Annotated in this window: 12 protein-coding genes; 5 read left to right on the top strand and 7 right to left on the bottom strand. The window is 55.4% G+C overall.

Translation table 11 applies throughout. The features are described 5' to 3' along the window. Positions 1–59 precede the first annotated feature (59 nt). The 3 genes from VN12_RS20075 to VN12_RS20085 form a co-directional block, all read right to left on the bottom strand. Positions 60–1,130, bottom strand: coding sequence for an NAD(P)/FAD-dependent oxidoreductase (locus tag VN12_RS20075; RefSeq protein WP_146678476.1), 1,071 nt, complete (start codon positions 1,128–1,130; stop codon positions 60–62). A gap of 90 nt (positions 1,131–1,220) precedes the next feature. Beyond that, a complete protein-coding gene (gene fusA, locus VN12_RS20080) occupies positions 1,221–3,314 on the bottom strand; it encodes an elongation factor G (RefSeq protein WP_146678477.1) in 2,094 nt (697 codons plus the stop codon). A 36-nt stretch (positions 3,315–3,350) separates the two neighbouring features. After that, the gene (locus tag VN12_RS20085) at positions 3,351–3,746 is read right to left on the bottom strand and encodes a hypothetical protein (protein WP_146678478.1); all 396 of its coding nucleotides are present in this window, start codon (positions 3,744–3,746) and stop codon (positions 3,351–3,353) included. 207 nt (positions 3,747–3,953) lie between these two features. Here VN12_RS20085 and VN12_RS20090 point away from each other — a divergent pair, with 207 nt between their 5' ends. The 5 genes from VN12_RS20090 (at position 3,954) to VN12_RS20110 (ending at position 9,057) form a co-directional block, all read left to right on the top strand. Beyond that, a complete protein-coding gene (locus VN12_RS20090; RefSeq protein WP_146678479.1) occupies positions 3,954–4,373 on the top strand; it encodes an FHA domain-containing protein in 420 nt (139 codons plus the stop codon). A 185-nt stretch (positions 4,374–4,558) separates the two neighbouring features. Next, positions 4,559–5,854, top strand: a complete 1,296-nt coding sequence (locus VN12_RS20095) for a PQQ-binding-like beta-propeller repeat protein (RefSeq protein ID WP_146678480.1) — start codon at positions 4,559–4,561, stop codon at positions 5,852–5,854. An 11-nt stretch (positions 5,855–5,865) separates the two neighbouring features. Next, the gene (locus VN12_RS20100; RefSeq protein WP_168164520.1) at positions 5,866–6,507 is read left to right on the top strand and encodes a type II secretion system protein; all 642 of its coding nucleotides are present in this window, start codon (positions 5,866–5,868) and stop codon (positions 6,505–6,507) included. A gap of 187 nt (positions 6,508–6,694) precedes the next feature. After that, a complete protein-coding gene (locus VN12_RS20105; protein ID WP_146678482.1) occupies positions 6,695–7,636 on the top strand; it encodes a ThuA domain-containing protein in 942 nt (313 codons plus the stop codon). 56 nt (positions 7,637–7,692) lie between these two features. Continuing rightward, the gene (locus VN12_RS20110) at positions 7,693–9,057 is read left to right on the top strand and encodes a Gfo/Idh/MocA family protein (protein WP_146678483.1); all 1,365 of its coding nucleotides are present in this window, start codon (positions 7,693–7,695) and stop codon (positions 9,055–9,057) included. A 17-nt stretch (positions 9,058–9,074) separates the two neighbouring features. Here VN12_RS20110 and VN12_RS20115 read toward each other — a convergent pair whose 3' ends face one another. From VN12_RS20115 to VN12_RS20130, 4 genes are all read right to left on the bottom strand, one after another. Then, positions 9,075–10,601, bottom strand: a complete 1,527-nt coding sequence (locus VN12_RS20115) for a sulfatase (protein WP_205855096.1) — start codon at positions 10,599–10,601, stop codon at positions 9,075–9,077. A gap of 73 nt (positions 10,602–10,674) precedes the next feature. Continuing rightward, complete coding sequence (locus VN12_RS20120) at positions 10,675–11,235, bottom strand: DUF1579 domain-containing protein (protein WP_240491205.1); 561 nt, start codon at positions 11,233–11,235, stop codon at positions 10,675–10,677. 178 nt (positions 11,236–11,413) lie between these two features. After that, the gene (locus VN12_RS20125) at positions 11,414–12,382 is read right to left on the bottom strand and encodes an alpha/beta hydrolase (RefSeq protein WP_146678484.1); all 969 of its coding nucleotides are present in this window, start codon (positions 12,380–12,382) and stop codon (positions 11,414–11,416) included. Next, complete coding sequence (locus VN12_RS20130; protein WP_146678485.1) at positions 12,379–14,103, bottom strand: TlpA family protein disulfide reductase; 1,725 nt, start codon at positions 14,101–14,103, stop codon at positions 12,379–12,381. The genes VN12_RS20125 and VN12_RS20130 overlap by 4 nt, the downstream gene beginning before the upstream one ends. Between the last annotated feature and the right edge of the window lie 222 nt (positions 14,104–14,325).

Genomic DNA, 14,325 nt, shown 5'->3' on the forward strand with positions numbered 1-14,325 from the left:
GTTTCATTTGCCTCATCAAAAGCGTTTTGTTGATCCCACACACACTGGGGCGTTGTCTTCTAGTGGATTCCCGCCGCTCCCAAATATCGTTCCGCGTCCAAAGCCGCCATGCAACCCGTTCCAGCCGATGTGATGGCTTGTCGGTAATAGTCGTCAGCGACATCTCCCGCTGCGAAGACTCCTGGCACGCTCGTCAATGTTCGGTACGGCTGAGTCCAGCGGATGTATCCACTGGCGTGAGTTTCGACCTGGCCACCTAGGAATTTCGTGTTGGGCGTATGCCCGATTGCCAGAAAGAGTCCCGAGGCCTCGATGTCGCGAGTCGATCCGTCTTCTACATTCTTCAATCGAATGCCTGTTACACCCACGCGATCGTCCGACTCGTTACCGAGCACTTCCTCGACCACCGAGAATTTTACGAGATCGATCTTTGGATTGGACAACGCACGATCCTGCATGATCTTCGAAGCACGCATCTCGCCTCGGCGAAGAATCATGTAAACCTTCGACGCATACTTGGTCAAATAGCTGGCCTCCTCCACGGCCGAATCCCCGCCACCCACTACGACGAGGGGCTTGTTGCGGAAGCGGGGTAAAGCACCATCGCAGACCGCGCAAGCGCTGACGCCACGGTTCTTGTATTTGGTTTCACTCGGCAGTCCCAAGTAATTCGCACTAGCACCCGTCGCAAGGATTACGGTGTGCGTTTCGAAACAACCGTTCTCCGACGTGTGAAGCTTCAGCGGCTGGCCACTAAAGTCAACGGAAGTCACGTCATCGGTGATCACTCTTGTTCCGAAGTTCGTTGCTTGCTGACGCATCAGCTCCATCAACTCAGGACCTGTGACTGCGTGAGGATGCTCTTCGACCGGTGGGAGCATGTACTTGCGGTCCTCGGATATAGCCGATTCTAGAAACTCCTTGAGTTTGCCAGAAGGAAACCCCGCATAGTTTTCCACTTCGGTCGTTTGGGCCAACTGCCCCATCGGATAACGGCCGTTGATCCGATTATCTTCGGTCATTGCCCCTTCGAAGAGCAGAGGCTTCAGATTGGCACGGGCGGCGTAAATCGCAGCAGACCATCCCGCGGGTCCGCTCCCGATGATAATGCAATTTTCAACGTTGCTCATACTAGCTATCCAATGTCCGGGAGAATCGAATCAAGAATTAATCGTCGTGGATTTGTATACGAATTGTACGCGTCCGACCAGTTGCGAACGTTACATGGCGAAGGCGTCCGCGTCCTCTTTCGGTGCGACTTGATAGCCGTGGGGTTCCATCGAACAGCCCGCTCTTCCCTGACTTAGCGAACGGATCGCACTCGAATAACCAAATAGCTCCTTGAGCGGTGCTAACGCGATCACGCTGGTTACCGCTCCGCGGGCTTCGGTTCGCTCGATCAATCCGCGTCGTTGTTGCAAATCGCCGACAATCTCCCCCAAGTAATCGGGGGGAGTGGTGATGTCCATCTTCATGACAGGTTCGAGCAATGTCGGCTCACCCAGTTTGAGCCCTTCGTCGAATGCATCATTGGCGGCGATGCGAAACGCGACTTCATCGGACCCGACTTCCGCTGTCTCGGCTCCCAAAATGCTGATTCGTATTCCCGTAATGGGGAACGATCCGATCAGTCCACCCCCTTCCGCGCGATTGCGAAGCTCCTCCAACGCGGCTTGGCGAAGATTGTCGGGAAGCATCTGCTCGACAGGCGTTCGATCCAGCACGATCACTTTGCCAGAACGATCCTCGAGCGGCTCAAATCGGACGCGAAGCCGCGCGAACAACTGCTGCGATCCGACTTGGCGATGGCATTCGCCCATGACCTCGGCCGTATCGGCGATGGTTTCTCGATAACTGACACGCGGTTTGTAGAATTTCACCGCTAACTTGAAGTCGCGCACCAACCGATTCTTGATCACTTCCAAGTGCAATTCTCCCATTCCGCTGATGAGAGTCTGCCCCGATTCGGCGTTCTCGACCGCATGGAAAGTTGGATCCTGACGCTTGAGCATCTCCAAAACTTCCGCCAGCTTCTTCCGTTCGGTGGTGTTCTCGGGCTCGATCGCCATCGAAATAACCGACTGCGCAAACTGGATCGATGGGAGCTCGATCATCTCGCGGGTATCGCACAGCGTATCCCCCGTGATCGAATCGCGAGGGCCGATCGCGCATGCGATGTCCCCGCACTCCAGTGCATCGATTTGTCCCTGTCGCTCTTTCTTTGTGGCATGGATTTGCCATAACTGGGCGACGTTCTCTTTCTTATCGCGATTGGGATTGTATACGCGGGAATTGGATTCCAAACGTCCCGAATAAACGCGGATCCAAAACATGTCGCCGGTTTTGGCCGGCAAAATCTTGAAAACCAAGCCGCAGAAAGGTTCTTTCGCATCCGGATTTCGCAGCAAAACCTTATCACGCTTCTTGGGATCGACCCCTTCCACGGGCGGTCGATCCAAGGGGCAAGGTAAATACGTCGCCACGCTGTCCAAGAGAGGTTGAACCCCGGCACCGTGCAGGGCAGAGCCACACACCACTGGCTGCAACTTCATTTGAATACAGGCGTCACGAAGCGTTGCCCGAATCAGGTCGCTCGGGATCGGCTTTTCTTCCATCGCCAATTCCATCATTTCGCTGCTATGGGCATAGAGCTTTTCGAGCATCTCATTGCGCCAATCCATCGCGTCGGCTCGAAGCTCCTCCGGAACCTCATGCACCTCGACCGTCTTCCCATTGTCGTCATGGTTAAACGTTAAGAACTTGAGATCGATCAAATCGATGATGCCGCGAAACGGATCGCTCGTGTGCGCCGGTCCTTGCCCGACCGGGATTTGGATTGCGACGGGGTCCGCATGCAAACGGGGACCAATCTCCTCGAGAACGCGGTAAAAGTCCGCCCCTTCACGATCCAATTTGTTGATGAAAACGACGCGAGGAACACCGTACTTATTTGCCTGCCTCCAAACCGTCTCGCTTTGAGCTTCCACCCCCTCGCGGGCCGAAAAGACGACGACAGCGCCGTCGAGAACACGAAGACAGCGTTCGACCTCAGCGGTGAAGTCGACGTGACCAGGAGTATCAAGCAAATTGACCGTGCAATCCTTCCAACGGAACGTCACGCAGGCTGCGAAGATCGTGATGCCCCGTTGCTGTTCCTCAGGATCGTCGTCGGTCTCCGTGGTTCCTGAATCGACTGCCCCAGCGCGGTGCTTGGCTCCGCTCATGTAGAGCATCTGCTCGGTGACCGTAGTCTTTCCGGCGTCGATGTGGGCGATGATACCGATGTTCCGTAAGGTCTTAAGTTCTCGTGCCATAGTGGGAGGCAATGTACCCCCTTCGAACGCGAAATCCTAGCCCTGTAGCGATTCTCGCTCCCTCGCCTTCCTCGCCGCGATAAAGGATTGCACGCAAGCCCCCACGAAGGTCAGACAAATGATCGCCATCGACCAGACCATTCCAAAAGCGAGCATGTTCACTTCTTGGTCCCTCATCAGCTTGATCAATCCGCTGATCCCTTGGAACAAACACAAAAATGCGCCAATCGTTCCGATCAGCGCGGCGGTGTGCATCGCGTGCTTGCGAACCTTCCCGCCCCGCAATGCTATCACCCCTAAAAGGATGAGGACGATGCCAAATCCGGCTGGAATCAGCCAAGTCCCAGGCTTCAGTTCACCTTCGATCAACATGGCGGTAAAGCCGGTCAGTCCGCAGAGCAAAAATCCGAAAAAGACGGTAATCCAAGGCATATTGGGAACTCGTTTTGATGGGGTTACGGAAGAATGGGAGGAGGAGCGACGGGCGGGAGCCCGCCGTGAACCAGCAAGGAACGCCGGTTTGGGAACCAAAAAGTTGACCGCGCGATTTTCGCGTCGTACAGTGGATGGATCCGTGGCGGGTGAATAAGACGCTCGCCACAAGCGAACGCCCGATTCTATTCCTCTTTCGAGTGCATCATGGCGAACTTCGGTTTTCTTGTCCCCACCGGCGGTGGCGAAGACATTCCGCTCAAGAAAGAACGGATCTTGATCGGTCGACGGGACAACTGCGATATCGTCCTCCGATTTCCCAATGTCTCAGGCCAACACTGCCGACTATCGCTGGAACAAGGATATTGGTTCGTCAAGGATCTGGATAGCCGTAACGGCACCAAGGTGAACGGCTACCGCGTCAGCCGAAAGCGATTGGATCCGGGCGTCATCCTCACCATCGCCAAACACCAATACGAAATCCGATACAACCCCGAAGATCTAGGCGCAATGGGGCCTCCTCCAGGGGACGACGACGTCATCGATTTCTCCCATCGTTCCTCCCTGCTGGAACAAGCGGGCTTGGAACGCCGAAAGAAACCAGACTCCGACCACCCCGACGAGTAGAACGGTTGTTGGCACTTCGGTCCCCCCTCCTAGCCGAATCCCCCTGTCAACTTTGCGAACTGCTACACTATCGTCCGACCACTCTCTGACGCGCGACGGGTGGTAGGCAACGAACGTTGTGCCACGAGAGGATCGGCTGATTCGATCGCGCGATGACCTTTGTACAACTGCAAGTGAGGGGTTTCATGCGTCGCCGTTTACCGTTCGAGTCTGCTCCCCAGCTTTCGATTCCACTGCGAACCTTCGCGCTCACGGGCTTGCTCGCCTTCGCGCAGGCACCCTCCTCTCTGGCAGAGAACTGGGGCCATTGGAGAGGTCCCAATGGGAATGGCGTGGCATTAACCGGCCAGCCACCCACCGAGTTCAGCGACACCACGAATGTGAAATGGAAAGTAGCGATTCCCGGCAAGAGCTCGGGCTCACCCGTTGTCTGGGGACAAAAGGTATTCGCCGTAACGGCTGCCCCAACGTCCTCCGGCAACCGACTCGCGTTTCAGGTCTATTGCTTCGATCGTCAGACAGGGAAAACGCTCTGGCAGCAAACGGCCCTGGAAGCCGCTCCCCATGAGAGTACCCACGAGACCAACACCTACGCCTCTGCTTCCCCCTGCACCGACGGTGAACACGTTTACGCACACTTCGGTTCCCAAGGACTTTTCTGCTACACGATGGATGGGAAACTAGTCTGGAAACGGGACTTCGGCGATATGACCATTCGCAATGGTTTCGGCGAAGGGAGCTCCCCGACCATCGTGGACGACAAGATCATCGTCCCATGGGATCACGAACAAGAGTCTAAACTCTTTGCCCTCAACAAAAAAACTGGCGACGTGATCTGGACCGCGAATCGACCTGAACCAACCTGCTGGTCGACTCCCCATATCGCGATATCACCCGACGGCTCTAAGCAAGTTGTGATGAACGGCCAAAATGCAGCCCGCGGTTACGACTTGAACACAGGAAAGGAACTGTGGCATTGCGGCGGTCAAACCGAAAGACCTTGCGCATCCGCAGTTTCCGCCAACGGCACGGCGATCGTCGCGAGTGGATATCGCGGGGCATTCATCGGGGCTTTCGATTTGAGCGGTCGAGGTAATTTGGCTGCCACGGATAAGCTTCGGTGGTCGCATAAAGAGAATACGCCTGATGTCGCTTCTCCGGTTCTCAGCGGCAACCGTGTCTACTACTACAAAGCGAGGACCGGGCTGCTAACCTGCGTCGATATCCAAACTGGCAAGGTTCTTTTTAGTGCCGCTCGCGTTCCGGGAATCAAAGCGACCTACGCATCTCCTATCGCCGCGGGTGGGCATCTCTACTTGACCGACCGGGAAGGTACGATCGTGGTCGTTCGCGATAGCGATTCCCTGGCCGTCGTCGCGACCAATTCCATTGGGGAAGGTGTCGACGCAACGCCGGCAGTGGCGGACAACGAACTCTTCATTCGTGGCGAGAAACATCTCTTCTGCATCGCAGCGCCATGATTCCCCTTGCGATGGAACGATTCAAAATGGTGTGGAGCAATCCGATAAGCCTGCGCTGCAAGCCTCGATTCCAACGGCGATCCTGGGGTGTTTCGCTGGTCGAGTTCTTGGTCGTAATCGCCATCCTCGCAACGCTTATGGGGCTATTGTTCCCTGCCGTCCAAGCCGCGCGCGAGCGAGCGCGCGAGTTGATGTGCAAGAACAACATCGACCAGCTGAACAAGGGACTCGTACATTACATCGAAGTCCACAAACAGCTCCCCAAGCCACCCCAGCCCAATGCGATCAGCGGCTGGATGGTCGAGGTCTTACCCTTTGTCGAACAAAAGAATCTTTACGAAAGACTCCCACTCGAGGGACCGATCGCTGAGCTGCCCGAAATCGCCTATCGGCCCCCGAAGATCTTTCGATGCCCCCGTCGCGAATCGCTGGATCGACAACAAGACGGTGAAATCTTCTTTGGTCATTACGTCCTTTCGACGACGAATCGTCGCGAGCATTTCTCTTTGTTCGATGCGCCGATCGATTTCCAAACGCGTTGGGCCTTGAGCCCCGAGTTGTCAACGCAACAAATCCGCAGTCGAACCGGCCCCCACTCCGGTGGCTACTTCTCCTCACAGGGCTTTCAACAGGGCGTCGGACGCGCCGACTAACCCCAATTGGAAAGTCAGGCCCCATCCCGTCGTCTCCCAGTTGCTTATTGCCTTCTTTCTCCATCAACCGAGCTGAGACCAGCGCCCGTATTAGATTTTCTAGCGACCTCCCCCGTTCCCAGGTATATTGTCCCAGGTCGCCTCCGGCGAGTTCTCTCCATCCTTCCCCTTTTCCCCTCCCATCAAAATGCGTCTTTCGTTGTTTTGCCTTGTGACCTGGGCTGCTCTCGTTCTCTTCGGAACCAGCTCGCAGCCTGCTTCGGCCCAGTCGAATGAATCTTCGCGAAAGCTGGTGCTCATCGCTGGCAAGCCGTCGCACCCACCTCGCATGCATGAGTTCAATGCGGGTGTTCAGCTTTTGAAAAAATGCCTGTCAGAAGTACCCGGGCTCCGAACGGAGTTCACGCTCAATGGCTGGCCACAGGACGAGTCGATGCTGGATGACGCCGATGCCATTGTCTTTTATATGGATGGTGGAGGCGGACATGAAATTGTGAAGGAAAACGGACGCCGATTGAAGAAGATCGAGGCCATGGCCGACAAGGGGCTTGGTCTGGGCTTCATGCACTACGGCGTCGAAATTGTTCCCGACCAAGCCGGTCGCGAGTTCAAGAAGTTTATCGGCGGCCATTACGAACACATGTTCTCGTGTAACCCCATGTGGGAACCGCAGTTTGCCAAGTTCCCCGAGCATCCGATCACCCGCGGCGTGAAACCCTTTACCATCCGCGACGAATGGTACATGAACATGCGATTCCTCTCGGATATCGCCGGCAATGAACCTGCTGTTATCGAAGGAACCAAATTTACACCTATTCTCGTCGCCGCTCCGTCCGATGACGTCCGCGATGGTCCTTACGTTTATCCCAAAGGCCCCTACGAACACATCGTCGCTAACTCCGGTCGATCCGAGGCCATGATGTGGGCGGTCGAGCGAACCGACGGGGGGCGAGGCTTCGGTTTCACTGGTGGTCACAACCACGACAATTGGGGGGACGAGAACTTTCGCAAAGTCGTACTGAACGCCTTGCTTTGGATCGCCAAGGTGGATGTACCGGTCGATGGTGTCAAGTCATCGGTCACCGCAACAGAACTCGATGCCAACCTCGATCCTAAGAATCGCAAGTAGTTTTCGAGAGCCCTCCCCTCCCTTCCATCCCCCCTCCTTCAAAAGGACTATGCCAAATGGCCAATCAGCAACCATCTCGATCGAATCGACGTCGCTTCCTCACTCGTTCCGCTCAAGCCGGCGCGATCACTGCTGCTTGGATGCAAGGGGTCCATTCGGCCGTCGGAAGCCCAGGTATCGACGGTGGCAAAGTTCGATTGGCCAGCGTCGGAGTGGGAGGAATGGGAGCCGCGGACTTGGGGGCGCTGAGCTCGCATGCGAAAGTCGAAGTCGTTGCGCTGTGCGATATCGATGCCCAGCGACTGGCAGCCGCGAAAGAAAAGCATCCGATGGCCAAGGTCTTTAGTGACTACCGCAAAATGCTCGACGCCATGCACGATCAAATCGATGCCGTCAGTGTCTCCACACCTGACCACACCCATGCTCCCGCCGCCATGACTGCGATGAATCATGGAAAACATGTGTATTGCCAGAAACCGCTGACCCATGATGTCTACGAAGCGAGACAACTCAGGCTCGCCGCCGCAAAGGCCAAAGTCGTCACCCAAATGGGAACCCAAATCCACTCCCACACCGCGTACCGAACCGCCGTGAATCTCATTCAAAGCGGCGCGATCGGCAAGGTGAAGGAAGTCCATTCCTGGAGTAGCAAGACCTGGGGCTACGAAGGTCCAGCTCCCATGCAAACTGCAGTTCCAGCCCATGTCGATTGGGACTTGTGGCTCGGAACAGCACCAGCACGTCCCTTTGCCGAGGGTCACTACCATCCTGCGAACTGGCGACGATGGTATGACTTCGGCTGTGGAACCATGGGAGATATGGCGATCCATATTCTCGATCCAGTCTTCACGGCACTGAAACTTGGAACTCCCCACTTGGTGGAATCCTCTAGCCCCGTCCCACCGAAAGATTCCTACGGGCTGAAGAATCAAACCACATTCCGCTTCGGTTCATCCCCCTTCACCACCGACTCCTTTGTTCTCACGTGGAGCGATGGTGGCTTGATGCCGAACACTGCTGATTGGCCAAAGCAGACGGACAAAGAAGGCAAGCCCCTCGGGCTGCCCGATCAAGGCTCGATGTTCGTCGGGGAGAAAGGCTATGTACTCCTTCCTCACGTCGCTCAGCCGATCCTTCTGCCGGAAACGGATTTCAAATCGACCAAGATCGAGATCGCCCCCAATGGCAATCACTATCATCTCTTCATTGATGCCTGCCTGGGAGGAACACCGACAACTGCCAACTTCGATTACGCAGGACCTCTCACGGAAGCGGTGCTACTGGGTGTATTGGCAAACCGATTCCCTGGCTCGCCCCTTCGCTGGAATCCCGATCAAATGAAGATTGAAAATCATTCCGAAGCCCAGGCTCTGATCAAACGGAACTACCGCGAAGGCTTTACCGTCGACGGACTCGCCTGATCGCACGGAACGCCGAACTATTGCAATTCGCGATCTCGCTTCCTCTTCTTTGGCGTTTTGGGGGGCTTGGAGTCCCCCGCACTGGAATCTGCTTGATGGGGTGTTGGCATCGGTGCCTTCACCTCGATGCGCCAACGGATCAATTTCTCATGAAGCTCCTTGGCTTTCGCGGGCTCTCGTTGGACTAGGTTTTTGGATTCGCCAATATCCTCGCGCAGGTTGTAAAGCTCTAATCTGCCATCTTCGAGAAACTCCATGAGCTTCCAATCCCCCTGGTGAATCAAACTGACCGGCGTGGTACGCCAAGTGTTTTCACCCGCCCCCAAATAACCAGGGAAGTGCTGGTAGATCGCGTCCCGTTTCCATTCGCTCGCAGGATCCTTCCACAGGGAAGCCATGCTCACGCCATCGAGAACATGGGACGGCTTTGGAGCCGATGCGATCTCGAGAAGTGTCGGATAGACATCGACATGAATGGTCGGCACGTCGCATGTGGACCCCACGGATACCACGCCGGGCCAGCGAACGATGAATGGGTCGCGAGTCCCTCCTTCGTAGAGACTCCCTTTTCCGCTGCGAAGGGGAGTGTTGTCGGTTACATCTCCCCCCTTCTTAATGCCCTCTCGAACATACCCGCCGACACCACCATTGTCGCTCGTGAAAACCACCAACGTATTGTCGGACAGCTGGAGTTCGTCGAGCAACCGCGTGATGCGGCCTACGCTCTCATCGACCGAGGCAATCATCGCAGCATAAACAGGATCGCGATGTCCTCCAACGGCGGGCTTCGATCGGAACTTCGCAATCCAATCTTCTTTTGCTTGATAGGGCGAATGAACTCCAAAGTGAGGCAAATACAAAAAGAAGGCTTCATCGCGATGGCGGCGGATAAAGTCTTCGGCGCGATCCGTTAAGAAATCTGCCAAATAGGTACCGGGTGGATAATCCGTTTTGGGATTGGTGTTGAAATCAAAGTGCTTCCCCGCACTGGTGATCGCTTCGTCAAAACCTCGTTTGCCAGGATGATACTCTCCGGATTCACCGATATGCCACTTGCCAAAGATGGCCGTCTTGTACCCGGCTTTCCCGAGCTGCTTCGCAATGATATCCCGATCAAGGGGTAATTGCGTCACATTGTCGACAGGCCGAAGGGGGCGCTGTTGCCATGAAAAGCGATCGATTCCACCCACCGTATATACCCCCGTCCGTGCACCGTACTGACCGCTCATCAAGGCAGCGCGGGTAGGAGTGCAATTCTGACACTGGTGGTAATTGGTCATCCGCATCCCTTGCGAAGCCAATCTATCTATATGAGGTGTCTCGTAGTACTTGCTTCCAAAGCATCCCAAGTCCGTGTACCCGAGATCGTCAGCCATAACAAAGACAATATTCGGCCGACGTGGCGATTGCTCACCCTTGGGTGCACCGGTTGGCTGCTCCTCACCAAGAAGGCTCCCGAATGGAGTCTGAGCAGCAACCAATGTGAGTAGAAAAACTAGAGGTTGCACCCAACCCGTTCGAAACCATCGCGTCATTCGGCTCATTTTTAGTACCTTGGGAGAGAATCGTGTCGACCCTCCCAATGTACATGGATCCGCCAGTCTCTTGGAGGACAACCTACTTTTTCTTCTTGGATGTCCCTGTCATAAATGTGACCCACTTGCCATCGCCCCCCAGTATTTTAGAGGTAACGATTATCTCATTTTCCGAGCGAAACTCGTAGATATCATGGAACTTGGTCATGGTCTTTAGATCGCCAATGAAATTGGGGCCTTCCGCCTCCAACGTCAGTATCTTTCCGCTAGCATCGACAGTCCCTTCGTATTTCCACATGAAACTGTTCTCGGAATCAACCCAAGTTCCCACATACTTCTTTAGATTCGGATCGTAACCGATGGTTTGAATGGCGTTCATGGGGGAGCCGAATGACTCGCCCTTCATCTCATTGATGATCCAGAATTCCCCAAGCGGTTTGGAAACGATTGCTGCTGTGCACTTCATCTCCTGCTGCTCCGGTCCCATCTTCGCTGTCGCTTGAGAATCCCACGTCCCAAGGAACTTGTGGAGCCACTTGTGCTCAGCTGTTGGCTTAGGCATCTCAGGTGGTTCTTGGGCAATGATTTGGCCGGCCAGACCAAGGGAAACCAACAAAAGCAGGGATGCGATCAACGACTTCATGAGAATTCTCCTTTGCAGGGAACGTGAAACGGGAACAAGCTCAATCCTATCAGGCAGTCGAACGCCGATCGGCAAAATCGACACCATCTCGCCGATGATGATCTTTTTTGCCGCTCGCAGGAACCATGGAAAACCGTTTCACGACGATGCCGGGAATCACGACGATACCAGGAAGAGGTTATCGCTCCCACCGCAAGTGCTTGTTGAAGAATCCCAAGACCAAGGGTCGCAGATCCTTTTGCTTTGGCTGCAGATGGAACGTATGAGGAGCCCCTTCGATGATCTCGAGTTGATGTTCGATGCCCGCCTTGGCGAGCGCTTCGGCGAACCGAGTCGATTGCTCGACCGGGACGGTCTTGTCCGCCGTGCCATGCAAAATGAGAACGGGGGGATCCTTCGGATCCAGATACGTCTGAACCGAAAACGACTTGTACAATTCCGGCGCATCGGCTCGCTTTGCTCTCAGCGCGCTCACGTCGTCTCGATCGGTAACATCGACCGGACCATACAGATCGACGACGCACCTCACGCTGCACGGAAACTCACCGTACGGTCCGGCAGGGTCCAATCCGCATTCTGGACCGGTAACCCCGACCATGGCGGCCAAATGACCACCAGCCGAACCACCGATGACACCAATTCGTTCCGGATCGATACGATACTTTTCCGCGTTCGCTCGCAACCACCGAACAGCGGTCTTGCAATCGTACAGGTTTTGAGGCCAGCAAGGTTTCTCGCTTTTCGGATCGTGTAGCATGTAATCGATGCTCAGACAGACATAGCCTTCCAATGCACACGTCGTCCCGATGTTGATCTCTCTGGCAGCATCCCGCTTGCCCCCGACCCAACCACCGCCATGGATGATCAAGATCGCTGGACGCCGCTCCGCCGCCTCACGTTCCTTTGCGTCGTCTCCCTTCGATTCCGGAGGAAGGTAAAGGTCCCCCTTCTCGATTCGATCGGCAGGCAGATAAGCGATCTCCTTAACGATCGGAACGTCACTCGAAGAAGACTTTTTCGCCGTGGACTGCTGGGGCTCGATCCCGACGGCCGTACCAGGGTGGAGTATCGAGGAAGCGACCGAGAGGGCGATTCCCGAAAAAAGGCGAACGCCTATGAAGCGTTTGGATTTTCGAGCACCGATCATGGTGCACCCACTAGTTCGGCAACTTTTGTGTCCAAGGCTCGGCCGCGGGTATGAATCGCCGCTACCTTGCCATCTTTGCCGAGGATGGCGATGAAGGGGATAGCGTTGATCCCAAGCCGTGCTACGGCTTCTGTTTCGAAGGCCTTCTTCTCTGGATTGCCGGACACAAAGGTTTTCCACGGAAGCTTTTCTGTGCTCAGAAAGGCATCGAGGCGAGTGCGATCTTCATCCACGTTGATTCCAACCACCTCAACCCCTTGCTCTTTGCGGGTCTCAAGCAGCTTTCGCATGCTCGGAATTTCTTCCAAGCAAGGCCCACACCAAGTCGCCCAGAAGTCGAGCACGACAACCTTGCCTTTGTAATCGTCGATCTGAAACGGTTTCCCTTCCGTGTCAACTAAGCCGGATAGGTCCAGTTCTTTACCCAGCACATCCACACGCTTCCAAAAATTTTCACAAGTCGCTTTGAGCTCCTTGATGTTCTCAGAGGGGGGAAGGGAATCCAATTGTGACTCGACCGTCTTGATCAGTACCTTGGCCGCTTCGATTCTCCCCGAGTACTCCACGTTGGTGGACTGGGAAGCGATGAAGAACGACGTCCATTGCGAAGGGAGATCCTTGAGCACTTGCTGAACCTTAGCTTCGATCTCCTCTGGCTTCATGGCCGTCTCGGACCCAGGCTCGAGGGCTTGCGTCAACGCGTCCAAGCTAGGGGTGCGCTGCGCGAGGAGTTTCCAGGAAGTCATGGAAAGGCTCGTGTCCTTGCTGTCGCGAAACTTGGCCTCCACTTTTTGAGCTAATTCCAGTTGGGGCTTTTCTGTTTTCGCCTCGAGCGCTTCGATTGCACCGGTGATGCTCGATAGGGTTGGTGCTCCTAGTGTTTTGGCCTCAAGCGATTTTTCGATCGTCGCGATCACTGCCTCAGGAGTCGTGGTCCCCTTTTCCAGGTCGCCGATGGACAAGGCCAACAATAGCGCAGCCGCTTGTTCGGCGATTTGAGGCAGCTCGCTCGAAGTCAGTTTGCTTGCGAAGTCCCTGAGATCATCCGAGGAAAGAATATCTCCCATACTCGTCATCTGCGCGAGAGCTTCGAGCTTGGAGAGAGCCGCGAGAGACTTTTGTTCGTCGTCGGCAGCAATTTTGGCCAACGCATCGGCCGCCTTCACCTTGTCTCGACCTAGTTCCATTCCTCGCTTGAGCGCTTCATCGCTAGGCAAAGTCTGACGATTGGCTTCGGCCAGCAGTTCACGCATCGACCGGGAGTTCTTTGCAATGTAGGTTTTGAGCGTCTCGGCATCGGTAAGACTTTCCGGCAGCTTCAGTGTCATAAACTCTCGAGCTGCGATCTTGGGGTCGATTTTCCCAAGTTCGAATTCCGGCGGTGTCGGGGCTGCGGGCATGGCAGGGTCTTTCGATCCTGGCGCCGAATCTGACGACGCAACGGCGGGGGGAACAGGAGCGGCCGCGTTGGTGGTGCTCGCGTCAGCAGCTACCTTGGCATCCTTCTCCGGCGTGCCTCCTGCCGGCTTGGCAGATGCGACTCCACCTTTCTTGTCCGCTGGCATGTAACCGCTGGTTTCCGCGGATATCTCTTCCTTCTTCTCCGGACCGCAACCGAACGAAGTCAACGAGGCGAGCGTGATCGCAATCCAAACGCGGGCGGCTTTTCGGGAGAATGGGGAACTTAGCACGGTCTTCCTACCTTCTACAAAATTTCTCATAACGATGCGCCTAGCAACGCCCGATCGCGGGCCTATTGCGCACCCCCTGAGCTTGACCGATATCCAACCAGATGGCAAGGCCGCCCATGAACCAAACTAAGACGACCCTCGAACCATCCTCCACGCGGCAGAGGTGGAATTTCCCCATCCAACCTTCCATCGGACCAGCCTATTCTCAACCGATCCACCAGGTTCATTTGGATTCCTGCTAGGATGCGTTGT

The sequence above is a fragment of the Pirellula sp. SH-Sr6A genome, assembly GCF_001610875.1.
Lineage (GTDB): Bacteria > Planctomycetota > Planctomycetia > Pirellulales > Pirellulaceae > JBKCUI01.

Excerpts from the sequence above, each read along its gene's own strand:
- VN12_RS20120 (WP_240491205.1), bottom strand. The coding sequence starts at position 11,235 with ATGAAGTCGTTGATCGCATCCCTGCTTTTGTTGGTTTCCCTTGGTCTG.
- VN12_RS20125 (WP_146678484.1), bottom strand. The coding sequence starts at position 12,382 with ATGATCGGTGCTCGAAAATCCAAACGCTTCATAGGCGTTCGCCTTTTT.
- VN12_RS20085 (WP_146678478.1), bottom strand. The coding sequence starts at position 3,746 with ATGCCTTGGATTACCGTCTTTTTCGGATTTTTGCTCTGCGGACTGACC.
- VN12_RS20130 (WP_146678485.1), bottom strand. The coding sequence starts at position 14,103 with ATGAGAAATTTTGTAGAAGGTAGGAAGACCGTGCTAAGTTCCCCATTC.
- VN12_RS20090 (WP_146678479.1), top strand. The coding sequence starts at position 3,954 with ATGGCGAACTTCGGTTTTCTTGTCCCCACCGGCGGTGGCGAAGACATT.
- VN12_RS20095 (WP_146678480.1), top strand. The coding sequence starts at position 4,559 with ATGCGTCGCCGTTTACCGTTCGAGTCTGCTCCCCAGCTTTCGATTCCA.
- VN12_RS20075 (WP_146678476.1), bottom strand. The coding sequence starts at position 1,130 with ATGAGCAACGTTGAAAATTGCATTATCATCGGGAGCGGACCCGCGGGA.
- VN12_RS20100 (WP_168164520.1), top strand. The coding sequence starts at position 5,866 with ATGGAACGATTCAAAATGGTGTGGAGCAATCCGATAAGCCTGCGCTGC.
- VN12_RS20115 (WP_205855096.1), bottom strand. The coding sequence starts at position 10,601 with ATGAGCCGAATGACGCGATGGTTTCGAACGGGTTGGGTGCAACCTCTA.
- VN12_RS20110 (WP_146678483.1), top strand. The coding sequence starts at position 7,693 with ATGGCCAATCAGCAACCATCTCGATCGAATCGACGTCGCTTCCTCACT.
- VN12_RS20105 (WP_146678482.1), top strand. The coding sequence starts at position 6,695 with ATGCGTCTTTCGTTGTTTTGCCTTGTGACCTGGGCTGCTCTCGTTCTC.
- fusA (WP_146678477.1), bottom strand. The coding sequence starts at position 3,314 with ATGGCACGAGAACTTAAGACCTTACGGAACATCGGTATCATCGCCCAC.